The 16,520-nt window shown below is 59.2% G+C and carries 10 protein-coding genes and 3 pseudogenes; 4 read left to right on the top strand and 9 right to left on the bottom strand.

Annotated elements, in window-relative coordinates; all coding sequences use genetic code 11:
• Positions 1 to 140 precede the first annotated feature (140 nt).
• Both OU997_RS03330 and OU997_RS03325 read right to left on the bottom strand, forming a co-directional pair.
• Complete coding sequence (locus tag OU997_RS03330) at positions 141 to 482, bottom strand: zinc ribbon domain-containing protein YjdM (protein WP_267808972.1); 342 nt, start codon at positions 480 to 482, stop codon at positions 141 to 143.
• A 105-nt stretch (positions 483 to 587) separates the two neighbouring features.
• Complete coding sequence (locus OU997_RS03325; RefSeq protein WP_267808971.1) at positions 588 to 1,382, bottom strand: outer membrane protein OmpK; 795 nt, start codon at positions 1,380 to 1,382, stop codon at positions 588 to 590.
• A 777-nt stretch (positions 1,383 to 2,159) separates the two neighbouring features.
• Here OU997_RS03325 and putA point away from each other — a divergent pair.
• Entirely contained in the window at positions 2,160 to 6,101 is a 3,942-nt protein-coding gene (putA, locus tag OU997_RS03320) for a trifunctional transcriptional regulator/proline dehydrogenase/L-glutamate gamma-semialdehyde dehydrogenase (RefSeq protein WP_267808969.1), read from the top strand.
• Between the two features lie 295 nt (positions 6,102 to 6,396).
• Here putA and OU997_RS03315 read toward each other — a convergent pair whose 3' ends face one another.
• The gene (locus tag OU997_RS03315) at positions 6,397 to 7,662 is read right to left on the bottom strand and encodes an alpha/beta hydrolase (RefSeq protein ID WP_108486048.1); all 1,266 of its coding nucleotides are present in this window, start codon (positions 7,660 to 7,662) and stop codon (positions 6,397 to 6,399) included.
• Between the two features lie 594 nt (positions 7,663 to 8,256).
• Between OU997_RS03315 and OU997_RS03310 the strand changes: the two genes are divergently transcribed.
• Positions 8,257 to 8,526: a metal-sensing transcriptional repressor gene (locus OU997_RS03310; RefSeq protein ID WP_267808967.1), complete on the top strand. Its 270-nt coding sequence runs from the start codon at positions 8,257 to 8,259 to the stop codon at positions 8,524 to 8,526.
• Here the strand turns inward: OU997_RS03310 and OU997_RS20840 are convergent.
• The 4 genes and pseudogenes from OU997_RS20840 to katG all read right to left on the bottom strand — a co-directional run.
• Positions 8,522 to 8,678, bottom strand: a pseudogene (locus OU997_RS20840) (cytochrome bd-I ubiquinol oxidase subunit CydA); the annotation flags it as partial. The gene OU997_RS03310 and the pseudogene OU997_RS20840 overlap by 5 nt on opposite strands.
• Positions 8,666 to 10,453, bottom strand: a complete 1,788-nt coding sequence (locus tag OU997_RS03305) for a SulP family inorganic anion transporter (protein WP_267808965.1) — start codon at positions 10,451 to 10,453, stop codon at positions 8,666 to 8,668. The gene OU997_RS03305 and the pseudogene OU997_RS20840, both read right to left, overlap by 13 nt.
• A gap of 48 nt (positions 10,454 to 10,501) precedes the next feature.
• Positions 10,502 to 11,365: an MBL fold metallo-hydrolase gene (locus tag OU997_RS03300; protein ID WP_267808963.1), complete on the bottom strand. Its 864-nt coding sequence runs from the start codon at positions 11,363 to 11,365 to the stop codon at positions 10,502 to 10,504.
• A 644-nt stretch (positions 11,366 to 12,009) separates the two neighbouring features.
• Positions 12,010 to 14,184 (bottom strand): catalase/peroxidase HPI, encoded by a 2,175-nt coding sequence (katG, locus tag OU997_RS03295; protein ID WP_267808962.1) that lies wholly within the window; start codon positions 14,182 to 14,184, stop codon positions 12,010 to 12,012.
• Positions 14,185 to 14,632: 448 nt separating this feature from the next.
• Between katG and cysC the strand changes: the two genes are divergently transcribed.
• A complete protein-coding gene (gene cysC / locus OU997_RS03290) occupies positions 14,633 to 15,220 on the top strand; it encodes an adenylyl-sulfate kinase (protein ID WP_108486053.1) in 588 nt (195 codons plus the stop codon).
• A 270-nt stretch (positions 15,221 to 15,490) separates the two neighbouring features.
• Positions 15,491 to 15,817 (top strand): annotated as a pseudogene (locus tag OU997_RS03285) (phage integrase); the annotation flags it as partial.
• Positions 15,818 to 15,826: 9 nt separating this feature from the next.
• Here OU997_RS03285 and OU997_RS20930 read toward each other — a convergent pair.
• Together OU997_RS20930 and OU997_RS03280 are read right to left on the bottom strand one after the other, a co-directional pair.
• Positions 15,827 to 15,961 (bottom strand): tyrosine-type recombinase/integrase, encoded by a 135-nt coding sequence (locus OU997_RS20930; RefSeq protein WP_420713268.1) that lies wholly within the window; start codon positions 15,959 to 15,961, stop codon positions 15,827 to 15,829.
• Positions 15,945 to 16,139: pseudogene (locus OU997_RS03280) on the bottom strand (integrase arm-type DNA-binding domain-containing protein); the annotation flags it as partial. The gene OU997_RS20930 and the pseudogene OU997_RS03280, both read right to left, overlap by 17 nt.
• Positions 16,140 to 16,520 lie beyond the last annotated feature (381 nt).

Below are 16,520 nucleotides of genomic sequence, written 5' to 3'. Positions count from 1 at the left end.
TCCGGCAAAACGTTGGTGAGCGGAGTGTTCGTTATTGATGCTAGTCAATTACGCAGTGCCTGCAGGGCTAACCCGTGGCTCAATTGTTACAGGCATAAAAAAGCCCCGACATGGGCCGGGGCTTCTGGCGGCAGGCTGAGTTAAACCTTGCGCACAAATTCGGATTTCAGCTTCATTGCGCCGATGCCGTCGATTTTGCAGTCGATGTCATGGTCGCCATCACACAGGCGGATGCCTTTGACCTTGGTGCCTACCTTGACCACCAGGGATGAGCCTTTGATCTTGAGATCCTTGATGACGGTGATGGTGTCACCATCCTGCAGTACGTTGCCCACCGAGTCCTTGATCACTTTGGCATCATCTGGTGCATCCGTGGCGCCGTCAGCGGTCCATTCGTGGGCGCATTCCGGACAGACCAGTTGAGCGCCGTCTTCGTAGGTGTATTCGGAATTGCATTTGGGGCAGGGCGGCAGCGTACTCACGGCGAGTCCTTGTTCGGGCAAAGAATAAAGGCCGCATAGTGTATAGGGTTTTAGCTGTTTTTGCCCTCATCAGCCGCCTTGCGGCTGCTGACGAGGTGCCGGGTATCAGAAGTGCGCTTTTACCAACAGGCTGGCGGTGTTCTGATCTGTGCCATCGAGAATCACGTCGCCGAGGAAGCTGTCGTTGTCGATACCGTACTTGTCCTTCCAGTAGTCGTATTCGATACCCACATACAGTTGCTTCTCGCCCCAGTTCATCGCCTTGCCCAGGTCGTATTTGATCTGCGGGTTGAAGTGCAGGTTGGCGTGGTAGCTCTTGTCGTTGTCCACCACCCAGTCCATGAAACCGTCAATCACGATATCGGATGTGCCAACTGGGATGGTGTAGCTCCATACCGGTGTGATCTGCCAGACATTGTCGCCGTCGCGCTTGCCGTCTGTAGTGCGGTTGTAGAAGTTGAGCGAGAAGTAGTCGAAGCCTGGAATGGCCAGGTCGAAGCCAGGGCCGATCAGGTAGGAGTCGACATCGTTCTCGCCGAACTCGTAGGTGGTGGCGAGCAACACATCTTTGATCGGGCCCAATTCCAGCTTGCTATCGAACAGCTTGCCGAAGGACAGCCGCGGCGACAGCTCACCATAGAAGGTATGGCCATCGCCCGCGCCATTGGTGGCGTCAGTGTTGTATTTGATGGTGTCAACGAAGAAGAACAGGTCACCAAAGCTCCAGCCACTGGCGTGTTCAAAGGTGATGGTCTGCTGGATTTCCGGATCGATCTTGTAGTCCTGGCCATAGAGGTAGCTCAGGCTGTTGTTTTGCCAGTGCAGCAGGTCACCTGCCATGGCCTGGCTGCCCGCCAACAGGCCAGCGGCCATGGCGAGAGAGGAAAGAGTGCGGTTCATTGAATGGTGCTCCCCAAGTGCTGATATCTAGTTTTAAACCTGTCTGAGTGGTCAGGCTGGCGGTGTTTCAGCAAGAACGAGGCCAAATCGTCCAGTGACGTGCGGTGTAGGCTCTGCACGAGGCTGGTTGATGGCGCGGGGCGCGCTTTAGTGGTTTTGTAAGGGATGTAAATGCCGCGAATGCACTATTAACTGACTGGCTGGACAGCTTCAGCATTAAGTTGGTGCGCAGCGGCGTGTTTCGCGCTGTGTCATTGTTGTCAGTCCTGTCAGTCCTGTCGGTTCAGTGGGTCGCCACGTTCCTGTTACCAGCTGGGGGAGTACCGTTGTCTATTGTCCAGCGCCTGGGGGCGCTAACTGTCTGCGCACTGCGTCGGTCACTGCGCGGAAAGAGGCCTGTTGTGCTTTGCTCAGTTAAGGCGTGAATAAAGGTTGTGGTGCAACCTTGTGTGCGCTTGGGTTGTACCTGTCGTCGGGTGCTCTGCATTTTTTAGTAAGAGCGTTTTCCTGGTGCAGCAGGTATTTTTTGCCAGAGCCTTGTCAGTACTGGGTTTTTCCGAGGGGGAGGCGAATGGCGGGCTGCTGAGTGGCATAGATAACTACGGTTTTGTTTGGTTGTACCTAGTTGCACCTTGCGCCTTATGAGGTTTAATCTCTCGCCAGTTTTTTGTGACCCGTCACCCATGGCGCCACCTCCATGAGGCCTTCGCGGGCGACGCTCAGGCATTGCTCCCGGCGCTTATCTGCCGTGCTCCACGCTCATAACAGGACAAACCAATGGCCACCACTACCCTTGGCGTTAAGCTCGATGATGCAACCCGTGATCGCCTCAAGCAGGCTGCACAGTCGATTGACCGCACCCCTCACTGGCTGATCAAGCAGGCGATCTTCAATTATTTGGAGCAGATCGAGGGTGGCCTGACTCCTGCTGAGCACTCGGGCCTGGCCGCTGTGGCGGGCGAAGAAGTGGTGGAAAACCTGACTGAGCAAGGTTTGCAGGTGTTCCTCGACTTTGCCGAAAGCATCTTGCCGCAGTCAGTGCTGCGTGCCGCCATTACCGGCGCTTATCGCCGTCCGGAAACCGAAGCCGTGCCAATGCTGCTGGAGCAGGCGCGTCTGCCGAAAGACATGGCTGAGGCAAGCAACACCCTGGCCATGAGCATCGCCGAAAAGCTGCGCAACCAGAAGAACGCTGGCGGCCGTCAGGGGCTGGTGCAGGGTCTGCTGCAGGAATTCTCGTTGTCCTCGCAGGAAGGTGTGGCGCTGATGTGCCTGGCCGAAGCGCTGCTGCGTATTCCGGACAAGGCCACCCGTGACGCGCTGATCCGCGACAAGATCAGCAACGGCAACTGGGGGCAGCACCTGGGTAACAGCCCGTCGATGTTCGTCAACGCCGCGAGCTGGGGCTTGCTGATCACCGGCAAACTGGTGGCCACGCACAACGAAGCCGGCTTGATGACCTCACTCAACCGCATCATCGGCAAGGGCGGTGAACCGTTGATCCGCAAGGGCGTGGACATGTCCATGCGCCTGATGGGCGAGCAGTTCGTCACCGGCGAAACCATCGCCGAAGCCCTGGCCAACGCCACCACCATGGAAAGCAAAGGCTTCCGTTATTCCTACGACATGCTCGGTGAAGCGGCCCTGACCGATGAAGATGCCAAGCGCTACCTGGCGTCCTACGAGCAGGCCATTCATGCCATCGGCAAGGCCTCGCACGGTCGTGGCATCTACGAAGGTCCGGGCATTTCGATCAAACTCTCGGCGCTGCACCCGCGTTACAGCCGTGCCCAGTACGACCGGGTGATGGACGAGCTGTACCCGATCCTGCTGGGCTTGACCAAGCTGGCCAAACAGTACGACATCGGCCTGAACATCGACGCCGAAGAAGCCGACCGCCTGGAAATCTCCCTCGATCTGCTGGAGCGCCTGTGCTTCGACCGGGCCCTGACCGGCTGGAACGGTATCGGCTTTGTGATTCAGGCTTACCAGAAGCGCTGCCCGTACGTGATCGACTACGTGATCGATCTGGCCAAGCGCAGCCGTCACCGCCTGATGATCCGCCTGGTAAAAGGCGCGTACTGGGACAGCGAAATCAAACGCGCCCAGGTCGAAGGCCTGGAAGGCTATCCGGTGTACACCCGCAAGCCCTACACCGACATTTCTTACATCGCCTGCGCGCGCAAACTGCTGGCCGTGCCGGAAGCCATCTACCCGCAGTTCGCCACCCACAACGCCCACTCGCTGTCGGCCATTTATCAACTGGCCGGGCAGAACTACTACCCTGGTCAGTACGAGTTCCAGTGCCTGCATGGCATGGGCGAGCCGCTGTACGAGCAGGTGGTGGGCAAGGTTGCCGATGGCAAGCTGAACCGTCCGTGCCGCATCTATGCACCGGTGGGTAGTCATGAAACCCTGTTGGCTTACTTGGTGCGTCGTCTGCTGGAAAACGGCGCGAACACCTCGTTCGTCAACCGCATTGCTGACCACAGCATTTCGATCAAGGAGCTGGTGCTCGACCCGGTACAGCAGGTCGAGCAGATGGCCACGCAGGAAGGCGGCCTTGGCCTGCCACACCCACGCATTGCCCTGCCGCGTGCGCTGTATGGCGATGCCCGCTTAAACTCCGAAGGCATCGACCTGGCCAACGAGCACCGCCTCGGTTCGCTGTCCTCGGCGCTGCTGAGCAGCAGCAACAATGCCTACAAGGCCATGCCGCTGCTCGGTTGTGAAGCACCTGAGCTGAGCGAGGCGCAGCCGGTACGCAACCCGGCGGACCACCGCGACATCGTTGGTTATGTGCATGAGGCCAGCGAGCAGGATGTGCGCAACGCCGTGCTCTGCGCGGTGTCGAGTGGGCAGATCTGGCAATCGACCCTGCCGGCTGAGCGCGCCGCCGTTTTGGATCGCGCCGCCGACCAGATGGAAGCGGAAATGCAGCAACTGATGGGCTTGTTGGTGCGTGAATCCGGCAAGACCTTCGCCAACGCCATCGCCGAAGTGCGCGAGGCGGTTGACTTCCTGCGCTACTACGCGGCGCAGGCAGGTAATCACTTCAGCAATGACAGCCACCGCCCGCTAGGCCCGGTGGTGTGCATCAGCCCGTGGAACTTCCCGCTGGCCATCTTCAGCGGTCAGGTCGCTGCTGCGCTGGCTGCCGGTAACACCGTGCTGGCCAAGCCCGCTGAGCAGACGCCGCTGATCGCCGCGCAAGCCGTGCGCATTCTGCTGGATGCCGGTGTGCCGAGCGGCGCCGTGCAGCTGCTGCCGGGTCGTGGTGAAACTGTCGGCGCTGGCCTGATCGGCAACGAGCGCGTGCGTGGCGTGATGTTCACCGGTTCCACCGAAGTGGCGGGCATCATCCAGCGCAACCTCGCCGGTCGCCTGGATGCACAAGGGCGCACTATTCCGTTGATCGCCGAGACGGGCGGCCTCAACAGCATGATCGTCGATTCCTCAGCGCTGACTGAACAGGTGGTGGTCGATGTGGTGGCCTCGGCCTTCGACAGCGCCGGCCAGCGCTGCTCAGCCCTGCGCGTACTGTGCGTGCAGGAAGACGTGGCGGACCGCGTGATCAACATGCTCAAGGGCGCCATGGCCGAATACAGCCTGGGCAACCCGGAGCGCCTGAGCACTGATATCGGCCCGGTGATCGACGCGGAAGCCAAGGGCAATATCGACCAGCACATCGAGAAGATGCGCGAGAAAGGCCGCAAGGTCTTCCAGCTGGCGCGCGTTGCCGGTGACGACATCAAGCGCGGCACCTTTGTGCTGCCAACGCTGATCGAGCTGGACAGCTTTACTGAGTTGCAGCGCGAAATCTTCGGCCCGGTGCTGCACGTGGTGCGTTATGCGCGTGCTGACTTGGGCACGCTGCTGCAGCAGATCAACGACAGTGGCTACGGCCTGACCCTTGGCGTGCACACGCGCATCGACGAAACCATTGCGCAAGTGGTCAATACCGCCAAGGTCGGTAACCTGTATGTGAACCGCAACATGGTCGGTGCCGTGGTCGGCGTGCAGCCATTTGGCGGTGAAGGCCTGTCCGGCACCGGCCCGAAAGCCGGTGGCCCGCTGTACATGTACCGCCTGCTGGCAACCCGTCCGCAGGATGCGGTGGCTAAGCAATTGCAGCAGGAGAAGGGCGAAATTCAGCGTCCGGCCGAGCAGACCAAGGTGATTCAGGCACTGCAGGATTGGGCGGCCAAGCATGAGCCGAGCCTGAGTGCACTCAGTGCGCAGTACGTTGGGCTGGCGCAGAGCGGCACCGTGCAGATGCTTAACGGCCCAACCGGCGAGCGCAACAGCTACAGCCTGTTGCCGCGCGAACATGTGCTGTGCCTGGCTGCTGAGCGCAGTGACTTGCTGACACAATTGGCGGCGGCTCTGGCCGTGGGTTGCCAGGTGCTGTGGCAGGAAAGCGAGCTGACCCGCGAGCTGTTTGCCGCACTGCCCAAGGCTGTGCAGCAACGCATCACCGTGCTTAGCCAGTGGAGCGAGAGCGAAACGGTGTTCGACGCCATCCTCCATCACGGTGACTCCGATCAACTGCGCGAAGTCTGCCAACTGGCCGCTCAGCGTCCCGGCGCGATTATTGGTGTGCATGGTCTGCACAAAGGCGAGACGGATATTCCGCTGGAGCGCCTGCTGATCGAGCACGCCCTGAGCATCAACACAGCCGCAGCGGGCGGTAACGCCAGCCTGATGACCATCGGCTAATCGGTTCTACGAGCATCCCACCCTGACCGGCTCGCCGGCCGGGGTGGTTGGCAATACCGGCTTACCGCCACCCTCAGGTGTTTTCCACCTGATGCTGCAGACGGCCCTGGCTGTTATGCAGCGCCCAGCGCACATCCGGCAACGGTGGGCTACCCGCCCGGTGTGTTGGGTTTCTTCTCTCTGGCATTTCGATGCACGGTACCCACCTACCCGGTGGGTGCGGGACGGAGCGACCGGCTCCGTTCCACATCGGCCGCCATCTGCTGTGCCTATCTGTAATCGAATTCTGCTCTGTCTACCACTGCCCCTTGAGCACTTGGCGGGTGACATTGCGTACTTCCACCGGGTAATCGTGCTGCATGTACCACATGGCCGGATGATCTCCAGGCGTCAATGCGCGCGCCTGCGGTCTGAGGTTGGTGCGCAGCAGCAGGATCACATCGCTGCTGACCCAGGGATGGCGATACCAGTAGTGATGGCCGACGATATCGAACCCACGCTCGGCATAACGTCCTGACACATCCAGCAGGTTGACGTTATCCAGGTGCTGGCGCTGGGTGAAACGATGCAGGCTGGCCTCGGCCTGGCTGCTGCCAATCCGTGGGCCGCCGGGCATCAGCAGGTGGGCGTATTGCAGGGCGTCGTCCTGATCGGAGACGGTGATCATCACTTGCTCTGCAATCTTGCTGATACCGGGCAGGCGTTGCTCAAACAATTCTTCAGGCACATCGGCGGCGGCGAAGACCACCGCGCCAATGCGGTAACGCGCCTGCAACTGTGCGCGGCTCAGTTCGACGTGCCGGGCAGCCAGTTCCTGCAGGGCCAGTGAGGTCACGCGTCCGCCCGCACTGTAGGCCACCAGATTAATGCGCTCGGCGTGGCTGTGGCGGGCCAGCAGTTCCAGCAACTGGCTGAGCGCATGACTGGACTGGCGGGCGCGCTCGACATCGATGCCGAGCAGGTAACTCATGATGTTCTGGTGCGTCGGCCAGGCAAACGCCAGGCCGACGAAGTCGCGCCCGGCAAAATGAACCAACTCGCCGGTGAGTTGATTGGCGTTGGCGAAGTCCACTTTCGCCCCATGCACATAAAGAATGATCTCTTTGTCGCGCGCCTTGCTCAGTTGCAGGTTGAGCGCATCCATATAGGCCTGCACGTCTGCCGGCAACGCTGTGTCGCGGACGCTCTGCAGAGGTAAGTGGGCGTCTTCCTGTGTATGCAGCAGGCTCAGTGGCAGGTCGCGCGGGCGGGTTTCGCTCAGCGATGCGCTGTGCAACTGCGGCCACAGGTCGTCACTGCCGCCCAGGCGAACGCTGGCGCTGCCGAGGTGCAGCTGGTCGCTGACCTGATTGCCATAGCCCTGTGTATTCGGCGCGCGATTGGTGGCGTAGAACACCGACACTTCCGGCACCCGCTCGGTCTCGGGCAGGTGGGCAAAGGGGTCGATGGCCGCTTGATGGTAGATCACCGGGGTGGACATCAGCGTCAGCGGTTTGGCTGCGCCGCAGCCGGCCAGCAAGGCAGTCAGGATGGTGGCGAGGATGAAAGAGCAAGGATGCAAGGCTGCGTTCTCGTGGGTTAGGCAGGTTCAGGCTAGCGCGCCATATCGCTTGAAGGCTAGTGAGGCCGGCGTGAAAGCGCGGTGCTCGATGAGGATTTCTGTTTTCAGTGAATAATCCAGTAATTCATAGGCATTTATACCTGCGGGAGTAAATTTTCCTGTGTGGTTTTTGCAGCTGATTACGGTTGTTCATCTGGGTCCATTGAGCGCTTCCGCGTCTGCTGAGACGTTACCTGCGCTAACCGCTTAAGATGCGGCGCTGCTACCCGCTTTTCCGCAATCTCTGTTGGCGACGGTCAAGTCGGCGATGCAGTGCTGGCAGCACTCGGCCAGTGCGGTAGACGCATGTCATTTGTGGGCATTGCAGAACGCTGCAGAGCACAGCACGAGTCTGTGGGAAATCGGGTGTCGGGCGAGCGATGCTCAAGGGGCGTAGCTCGGAGAACTCCACCGATACCTGGCCTGCATGGCCAGCAGATAGAACCAGCGCTTGCGGCGCTGATTGATGTACGCTGCCCGCACGATCAGGCCCTTGGTTTTGCTCTCGGCGAGCTGCGCGGAGCCTTTACATGGCGGTTCAGGTAGACATTGGAAATGATTGATGCGGAACGAGTGCAGCACCGTGATGCGCTGCTCAAGCGCCTGGCCCGTGTCGAGGGGCAGGTGCGCGGTATTCAGGCCATGATCAGGCGTGATGATGAATGTGATGCGATCGCCCAGCAGTTCAGTGCCGCGCGCAAGGCCTTGGATAAGGCCTATCAGGAAATGCTCATATGCCTGGCCGAGGATGCCATCCTCAATTCTGACCAAAGCAATCAGGACAAGCTGGCTCAGGTACGGACCATCTTCACCAAATATACGTGAGTGCCAGGCCGAATACGGCGGCAATGGCGAGGAGCAGCGGGCAAACGCCATGTCGCATTTTTCAGCAGCTAGTCGCTGGCAATGGCCAGCATGAAGATCGCCCCGGTGACATAACCGGCCGATACGGTGTGCACGAACTTCACTTGGGCGACGAAGGATGACCAGCTTGAGCAGCAGAATGCCGCTGATTTTCCGTACAAGCGGGATCTGTTTGCAGTGTTTGTGGGGAGAGGGTTTTCAAGGCTTCAAACTGGCTGATAAACACCTGGCCGGAAAGCTCATCCAGGAAGCTGGAGCGGTGTAGCTGATCCATGACCGGGCCTTTGACCTCAGATAAATGCAGGTGTACGCCCGCTGTCTGCAAGCGTTCGACGATTGCCTCTAGTGAGTCCAGCGCACTGGCATCGATCAGGTTGACCCCCGAACACATCAACACCAGATGACGAACTTGCGGACGGCTCGCAATCAGCTCGCCAATGCGGTCTTCCAGGTAGCGTGCATTGGGGAAGTACAGGCTTTCGTCAACCCGCAACGACAACACACTGGGCGATTCGATCACACTAAAACGCTCGACGTTGCGAAAGTGTTCGCTACCCGGCACCTGCCCCACGACCGCCATATGCGGCTTGCTGGTGCGCCAGAGAAACAGCAGCAGTGACAGACCCATACCCAGCAGGATGCCGGTTTCTACGCCAATCAGTAGAACACCGAGCAGGGTTGCCAGCTGGGCGGCACCGTCCTGGCGCGAATAGCGCCAGGTCCGCTTGAGCGATGCGAGATCGACCAGGCTGAGTACGGCGACGATGATGGTGGCGGCCAGCACAGCCTGTGGCAGGTTGTGCAGTAATGGCGTGAGCAGCATGACACTGAGGGCGATACCGACTGCGGTGAATACGCCAGCCATGGGGGTTTGCGCCCCGGCGTCGTAGTTGACTACCGAGCGTGCGAAACCACCGGTAACGGGGAGGCCGCCACTGAATGCCGCAGCAATGTTGGCCGTCCCGAGGCCGAGCAGTTCGTTATCCGGCTGGATGCGCTGACGGCGTTTTGCTGCCAGGGTCTGGCCGACTGAGACCGACTCGACGAACCCGACCAGGCTGATCAGCAAGGCCGCAGGCAACAACTGCATGGCCAAGTCGAGATCCAGCGTAGGCAGGGTCAAGCCTGGCAAGCCTTGGGGAATGCTGCCGACCACTTTTACGCCAGCCTGATCCAGGTTGAGCCCTGTTACGCCAACAACCGCGACAATGATCGCCAGCACCGGTCCGGCTTTGGCGACATTGCCGGCGGCCGTGGCAGACAGCCCCAGGCGTTGCAGCAGCGGTTTCAGCTGTGCCCGAGCCCACCAAAGCCAGGCCAGGCTGAGCAGGCCAATCAGCAAGGTGGGCCCGTGAATGGCGGGTAATCCCCGCCAGAGTTGCGGAAGCAGTTGCAGCAGGCTGTCGCCCGATGCCGAGATGCCGAGCAGGTGCTTGAGTTGGCCGATCGCAATCAGGATGCCCGATGCGCTGATAAAACCGGACACCACCGGATGGCTGAGAAAATTGGCGAGAAAGCCCAAGCGCAGCACCGCCATGACGCTGAGCAACAGCCCGGAAAGCAACGCCAGCAGCATGGCTGCGCCGATGTATTCGGCACTGCCTGCCGGGAACAGCGGCTGCAACGCGGCGGCGGTCATCAGTGACACCACTGCCACCGGCCCCACGGCCAGGGTGCGGCTGGAGCCAAACAAGGCATAGGCCAGCAGTGGCAGGATACTCGCGTACAACCCCATCACCGGTGGCAACCCGGCGAGCATGGCGTAGGCCAGGCTTTGCGGGATCAGCATCAGCGTGACGATCAGTGCGGCCAGGCCATCCTGGCTGGCGTGATGGCGATTGTAATGCCGCCCCCAGTCGAGGCAGGGCAGCCAGCGGCTCAGCTTCATGTTGTGTAAACCTGGGTGCTGTAACAGGCCGTATCCATGGACAGTTCCTCAGAGCATGTCGAGGGGGATTTTCAGGTAGCGGGTGCCGTTGTCCTCGGCAGGCGGCAGTTGCCCGGCACGCATGTTCACCTGCACAGACGGCAGAATCAGCATCGGCATGCCGAGGGTGGCATCGCGGGCGCTGCGCATGGCGACAAAATCGGCCTCGCTGATGCCTTCATGCACATGCACGTTCAGCGCGCGTTGCTCCGCTACCGTGGTCTGGTAGCGGAAGTCATCGCGCCCTGGTGCCTTGTAGTCATGGCACATAAACAAGCGGGTGTCGCCGGGCAGGGCAAAGAGTTTGCGAATCGACTGATACAGCATGCGCGCATCGCCGCCGGGGAAGTCGCAACGGGCGGTGCCGTAGTCCGGCATAAACAGTGTGTCGCCAACAAAGCCGGCATCGCCAATCACATAGGTCATGCATGCAGGGGTATGGCCGGGTGTGTGGATGGCACGCGCCAGAATATTACCCACTTGGAAGGTATCGCCATCTTTGAACAAGTGGTCGAACTGGCGGCCATCAGTAGCGAACTCAGGGCCGGCATTGAACAGCTTGCCGAAGGTGTTCTGCACGATGGTGATATTTTCGCCAATAGCTAACTGGCCACCCAATTCACGCTTCAGATATGGCGCGGCTGACAGGTGATCGGCATGCACATGGGTTTCCAGCAGCCAGTCGACCTTCAGGTGGTGATCTTTCACGAATCGGATCAGCCGATCAGCGCTTGTTTGCGATGTGCAGCCAGACGCGGGGTTGTAGTCCAGTACTGAGTCGATAATCGCACAGCGTTGGGTGTTGGGGTCAGTGACTACATAGCTGTAAGTGAAGGTGTCAGGGTCAAAAAAGGTTTCGACGACGGCTTGCATGGTTGCGCTCCTCCTTATACCCCTTAGAGTATTTAAATTGAGCGTATCTACTTCTTGGTTCAGTGCATAGATTTTGCAGGAAATAGGCCTGCTTGGTCTTGTTAAGCCGCGCGATATGATTTTTCAGGTATTTGAGAGGGATAGGATTTGTTTTCTGCTCGACTGTCCCAATGTGGGGGCGGGACCACCTGCAGGTCACAACCGGCCTAAACCAACAGGCTGTGATCGCGTTATCTCGTTGTTAAAAGGTGGGGGTATCGGCAAGCAATGCCCGGTTGTTCGCCAGCGGGGGGGGCCAGGAATGGTTTGATTTTGCCGATGCCGTCATCAGGGCGCGTATGACCTAACGGCAGTTTGGTCATTACATCCGCTGATGCTTCCAGCTTTGAATGGGTGCCTGGCCGGGAAACAGCGCATCAGATCGCTAATGCGATGGCGCGGAGCGCTAGCAGCAGGATCCTCTTGAGGCGTGTTCTCGGGAGCGATGCGTGTTGTTAAGAAGTTAGGCTGATAGGGGCATGGGCATAATTGATCGAACACTTTTGATGAAGTGATATCGAATATGGCGACACAGACCATCAGGGGCGGGTGAAGAGTAAGAAAAAGCAGGCCCCCGCAGGCATTGCACCTGCGGGGGATGATGCTTACGCGAGGTCGAAGCGGTCGGCGTTCATCACCTTGTTCCAGGCTGCGACGAAGTCATGCACAAACTTCTCGCGGCTGTCGTCCTGGGCATACAACTCGGCGTAGGCGCGCAGGATCGAGTTGGAACCGAACACCAGATCGACGCGGGTAGCTGTCCACTTGGTGGCACCGCTCTTACGCTCGACGATGGCGTAGCTGTTACGCCCAGTCGGCTTCCAGTTGTAGGCCATGTCGGTCAGGTTGACGAAGAAGTCGTTGCTCAGCACACCGACCCGATCGGTGAACACGCCATGCTGGCTGCCGCCGTGGTTGGTGCCCAGTACACGCATGCCGCCGATCAGTGCGGTCATTTCCGGTGCCGTGAGGCCCATCAATTGTGCGCGGTCTAGGAGCATTTCTTCCGGCTGAACCACGTAATGCTGCTTCTGCCAGTTGCGGAAACCATCGTGCAGCGGCTCCAGCACTTCGAACGACTCAACGTCTGTGTGCTCCTGGCTGGCGTCACCACGTCCGGCAGCAAACGGCACCTTAACGGTCACGCCAGCCGCTTTAGCCGCTTCTTCGATGGCCAGATTGCCACCCAGTACAATTACGTCGGCGACGCTGGCACCGGTTTCGCTGGCGATTTTTTCGTACACCGCCAGCACCTTGGCCAGACGCGCCGGCTCGTTGCCTTCCCAGTCCTTCTGCGGAGCCAGACGAATGCGCGCACCGTTGGCGCCGCCACGTTTGTCCGAGTGGCGGAAGGTGCGCGCGCTGTCCCATGCGGTGCTGGTGCGTTCGCTGATGGACAGACCGCTAGCGGCAATCTTGGCGGCTACCGCAGCCACGTCGTAATCACTGCGACCGGCTGGCACCGGATCTTGCCAGATGAGGTCTTCAGCCGGTACATCCGGGCCGACGTAACGGGCTTTCGGGCCCATGTCACGGTGGGTCAGTTTGAACCAGGCGCGAGCGAACACGTCCGAGAAGTAGGCCGGATCTTTGTAGAAGCGCTCGGAGATTTTGCGGTACTCCGGGTCCATCTTCATCGCCATGTCGGCGTCGGTCATGATCGGGTTGTTGCGGATGCTTGGGTCTTCCACATCCACCGGCTTGTCTTCTTCCTTGATGTTGATCGGCTCCCACTGCGAGGCACCGGCCGGGCTCTTTTTCAGTTCCCAGTCGTAGTTCAACAGCAGGTGGAAGTAACCGTTGTCCCACTGGGTCGGGTTGGTGGTCCAGGCGCCTTCAATGCCGCTGGTCACGGTGTCGCGGCCGACGCCACGAGTGACGTGGTTGTTCCAACCCAGGCCTTGTTCTTCAATGTCCGCACCCTCGGGCTCAGGGCCGAGGTTCTTCGCATTGCCGTTGCCGTGCGCTTTACCCACGGTGTGACCACCGGCAGTCAGGGCGACGGTTTCTTCGTCATTCATGGCCATGCGGGCGAAGGTGATGCGCACGTCATGGGCGGTTTTCAGCGGGTCGGATTTGCCGTCCACGCCTTCCGGGTTGACGTAAATCAGGCCCATCATCACCGCTGCCAGCGGGTTGGCCAGGTCGCGCTCACCGGAGTAGCGGCTGCCTTCGCTGCCGGTGGGGGCCAGCCATTGTTTTTCCGAACCCCAGTAGATGTCTTTTTCCGGGTGCCAGATGTCTTCGCGGCCAAAGGCGAAACCGAAGGTCTTCAAGCCCATGGACTCGTAAGCGATGGTGCCGGCCAGGGCCAGCAGGTCAGCCCAGCTGACGCTGTTGCCGTATTTTTTCTTGATCGGCCAGAGCAGGCGACGGGCTTTGTCCAGGTTGGCGTTATCCGGCCAGGAGTTGAGCGGGGCAAAGCGCTGGTTACCGGTGCCGGCACCACCACGGCCGTCGGCGATACGGTATGTCCCTGCTGCGTGCCAGGTCAGGCGAATCATCAGGCCGCCGTAGTGGCCCCAGTCAGCCGGCCACCAATCTTGGCTGTTGGTCATCAGTGCGGTGAGGTCGCGTTTCAGCGCGGCGGCGTCGAGTTTCTTCAGCGCTTCCCGGTAGCTGAAGCCTTCGCCGAGCGGATTGGACTTGCTGTCATGCTGGTGCAGGATGTCGAGGTTCAGCGCGTTAGGCCACCAGGCGACACTCGATTGCTCAGTGGCCGTGTTGGCACCGTGCATAACGGGGCATTGGCCGGATGTGTTTTGGCTTTTCGGGTCCATATCAAGCTCCTCAGGTTTTTAGATGCCCGATGCTGGGCGGGTCGCTCAGCGCGGGTGTGATCTCGGCTGTCTTGGGTTGTCAGAGCAGCCTTGTGTCGATTCGCCATTGAGGTTAGCAGCTACCGTTTGACAATTGAGCGTTAAGGAGATTCGTATTCTCTATGGGTTCGTTAGCCAAAATTATTGGGCCGCAGTTTCATTAAACAATCAGCCTGACTCTGGCGGGGTATTCGCGAGTTGCTGTGAGTCGTATGCGCCAATTAATCTGTGCAACCTTCATCGATAGCGGCGGTAGTCGGGAGTTTTACGTGTCAATAGTCAGCGGTCTTCGACAGTCACTGCATCCCATGGCGCCGCTTGCTGCGGGTGCCATGCGGACTTCTTTTCTGCTTAGGCTGGCGTTATCTAACACTGTGGCTGTGGCGTCACGTGTTCCGCGAGATCTGCGATGAGCCTCAGTGCTGAGCCAAACTTGCGGTTAATCGAGCGCGTCAGTCGCAAGCAACGCGAGTTGCTCAATGCTCAGCGTGGGCAGGTGCTTTGGCTAACCGGACTCTCGGGGGCGGGTAAGTCGACATTGGCGTATGCCTTAGAAGCACAGCTTTATCAGCGTGGACGGCGCTCTGTGGTGCTTGACGGCGACCATCTGCGGGGTGGTTTATGCGCAGACTTGGCTTTTACACCGCAAGCCCGTCATGAAAATCTGCGACGCGCGGCTGAGGTCGCGAAATTGTTTGTTGATTCTGGGGTGATCTGTGTTGCGGCCTTTATATCGCCATCCGAACGTGACCGCGACATGGTGCGCCGTATAGTCGGTCCTGATGACTTCATGGAGGTCTATCTCGACTGTTCTCTTCAGGTCTGTGAGGCCAGGGACGTTAAGGGACTCTATCTGCGTGCTCGGGCAGGAGAAATTGCAGACTTCACGGGCATTACATCTACATACGAACCACCGCTGCAGCCCGATTTGACGCTTAGGACCGCTGAGCAGTCGATTGAGGAATGCGTTGCGCAGCTTATCAACTGCCTTGCTTGATGCTTGGCCTGAGTGCAGGCCCAATTTAACAAGGCATGCCGGCTGACCGCGATCGAGGCGGCTGTGAAGGGGTGTGAGTCACTAAGCGAGACTGTTTGGCTCGCTAGCGACTTGTGCTGCCCGCCTGGATCAGCGAAACGACGAACCCTTCTTTAAAGCTTTGCTTGGATTGCCATTTTGCCAGTCGTTGAACTGGCCTCCAGGAACGCGTCAATTGGATGCTCATCTCCGTTATGCCGTGCCAGATGAACCTGTGTACGGCTGGCGCTAATGGCCATCGAGCAACAGCCAGACGGACGCTGGAAGGTCGATGTAGAGCCGATCAAGGGCAAGCGCTTTCGGAAGACCTTCAAGACCAAAGGCGAGGCTCAGCGATTTGAAGCAACGTGCCGGGCTAAGGTCGTGGATAACCCGAGCTGGTCACCTAAGCCAACAGATGCGCGCCGGCTCACGGCACTCATTGGCTCATGGTTTGATCTGCACGGACATTCGCTAAGGGATGGTTTGCGCCGCCGCTCCAAGCTGGATCTGGTCGCAAAGCGCCTGGGCAATCCACCTGCAGCCAAGCTAGATCCGCAGACCTACGCCCATGATCGACGGATCAGGCTAGGGGAGAGGCACGATGTGTGTGCGTCGTTTCTTCATGCGTTCAGCAGGAATCGTCCAGATGCGCTTTTCGAAGTCGATGTCAGCCCAGCGGACGGTGGCTGCCTCTGCTGGTCGGGTCAGGGTATGCGCCAAGGCCCATGTTGATGCGCTTCTTGGTTACAGGATGGTAGTAGTTAAAGTTCCATAGCTTAGGGCCATTGATTCTCACTCGCATCTGTAGGCCGTCGCCATCAACCAGGACGTAATCCTTCTCTAAAGGCTTGGCGGCTTTGATCTTGAGTTCAGAAAGGCGAGTAGCTTGAGCGCACATTGGTATTCCATGGAGGGTTTTGGTATTCCAAAAATTAGCACCTGTGGGCTTGGAATACCATTTGGAATACCGAAAGACATAGATCTTGATGGACGCTCACGGACACTGATGGCGCTGAAAGCCCTGTATTTACTGGATTTCAGGCACAAAAAAAGACGTCCGTGGACGTCTTTAGATGTGTATTTGGTGGAGCCGGGGGGAGATGTGTCCTAACCCCCCTGAGTCCCGCAAACCCCAGTTTTTTCAGCGCAATTCGCGAATCACTTGGATTTGGTAGATATCGTGTCGTCGTCCAGAAGTCTAAGCATCGCTAGGGTTTTGTAAAGCGTTTTCCGGAGTATCCAATCCGCCCCGTTCGTGCTGGCAAGCATGCCAGATGAC

It is taken from the genome of Pseudomonas sp. SL4(2022), from assembly GCF_026625725.1.
In the GTDB taxonomy this organism is placed as follows: domain Bacteria; phylum Pseudomonadota; class Gammaproteobacteria; order Pseudomonadales; family Pseudomonadaceae; genus Aquipseudomonas.
The sequence above is the reverse complement of the archived record's forward strand: the minus strand, read 5'-3'. Positions and strand labels throughout refer to the sequence as shown.

What these genes read in the sequence shown, in the direction of transcription:
- OU997_RS03310 (WP_267808967.1), top strand. Translation starts at nt 8,257, where the DNA reads ATGATTGATGCGGAACGAGTGCAGCACCGTGATGCGCTGCTCAAGCGC.
- OU997_RS03305 (WP_267808965.1), bottom strand. Translation starts at nt 10,453, where the DNA reads ATGAAGCTGAGCCGCTGGCTGCCCTGCCTCGACTGGGGGCGGCATTAC.
- cysC (WP_108486053.1), top strand. Translation starts at nt 14,633, where the DNA reads ATGAGCCTCAGTGCTGAGCCAAACTTGCGGTTAATCGAGCGCGTCAGT.
- OU997_RS03325 (WP_267808971.1), bottom strand. Translation starts at nt 1,382, where the DNA reads ATGAACCGCACTCTTTCCTCTCTCGCCATGGCCGCTGGCCTGTTGGCG.
- katG (WP_267808962.1), bottom strand. Translation starts at nt 14,184, where the DNA reads ATGGACCCGAAAAGCCAAAACACATCCGGCCAATGCCCCGTTATGCAC.
- putA (WP_267808969.1), top strand. Translation starts at nt 2,160, where the DNA reads ATGGCCACCACTACCCTTGGCGTTAAGCTCGATGATGCAACCCGTGAT.
- OU997_RS03300 (WP_267808963.1), bottom strand. Translation starts at nt 11,365, where the DNA reads ATGCAAGCCGTCGTCGAAACCTTTTTTGACCCTGACACCTTCACTTAC.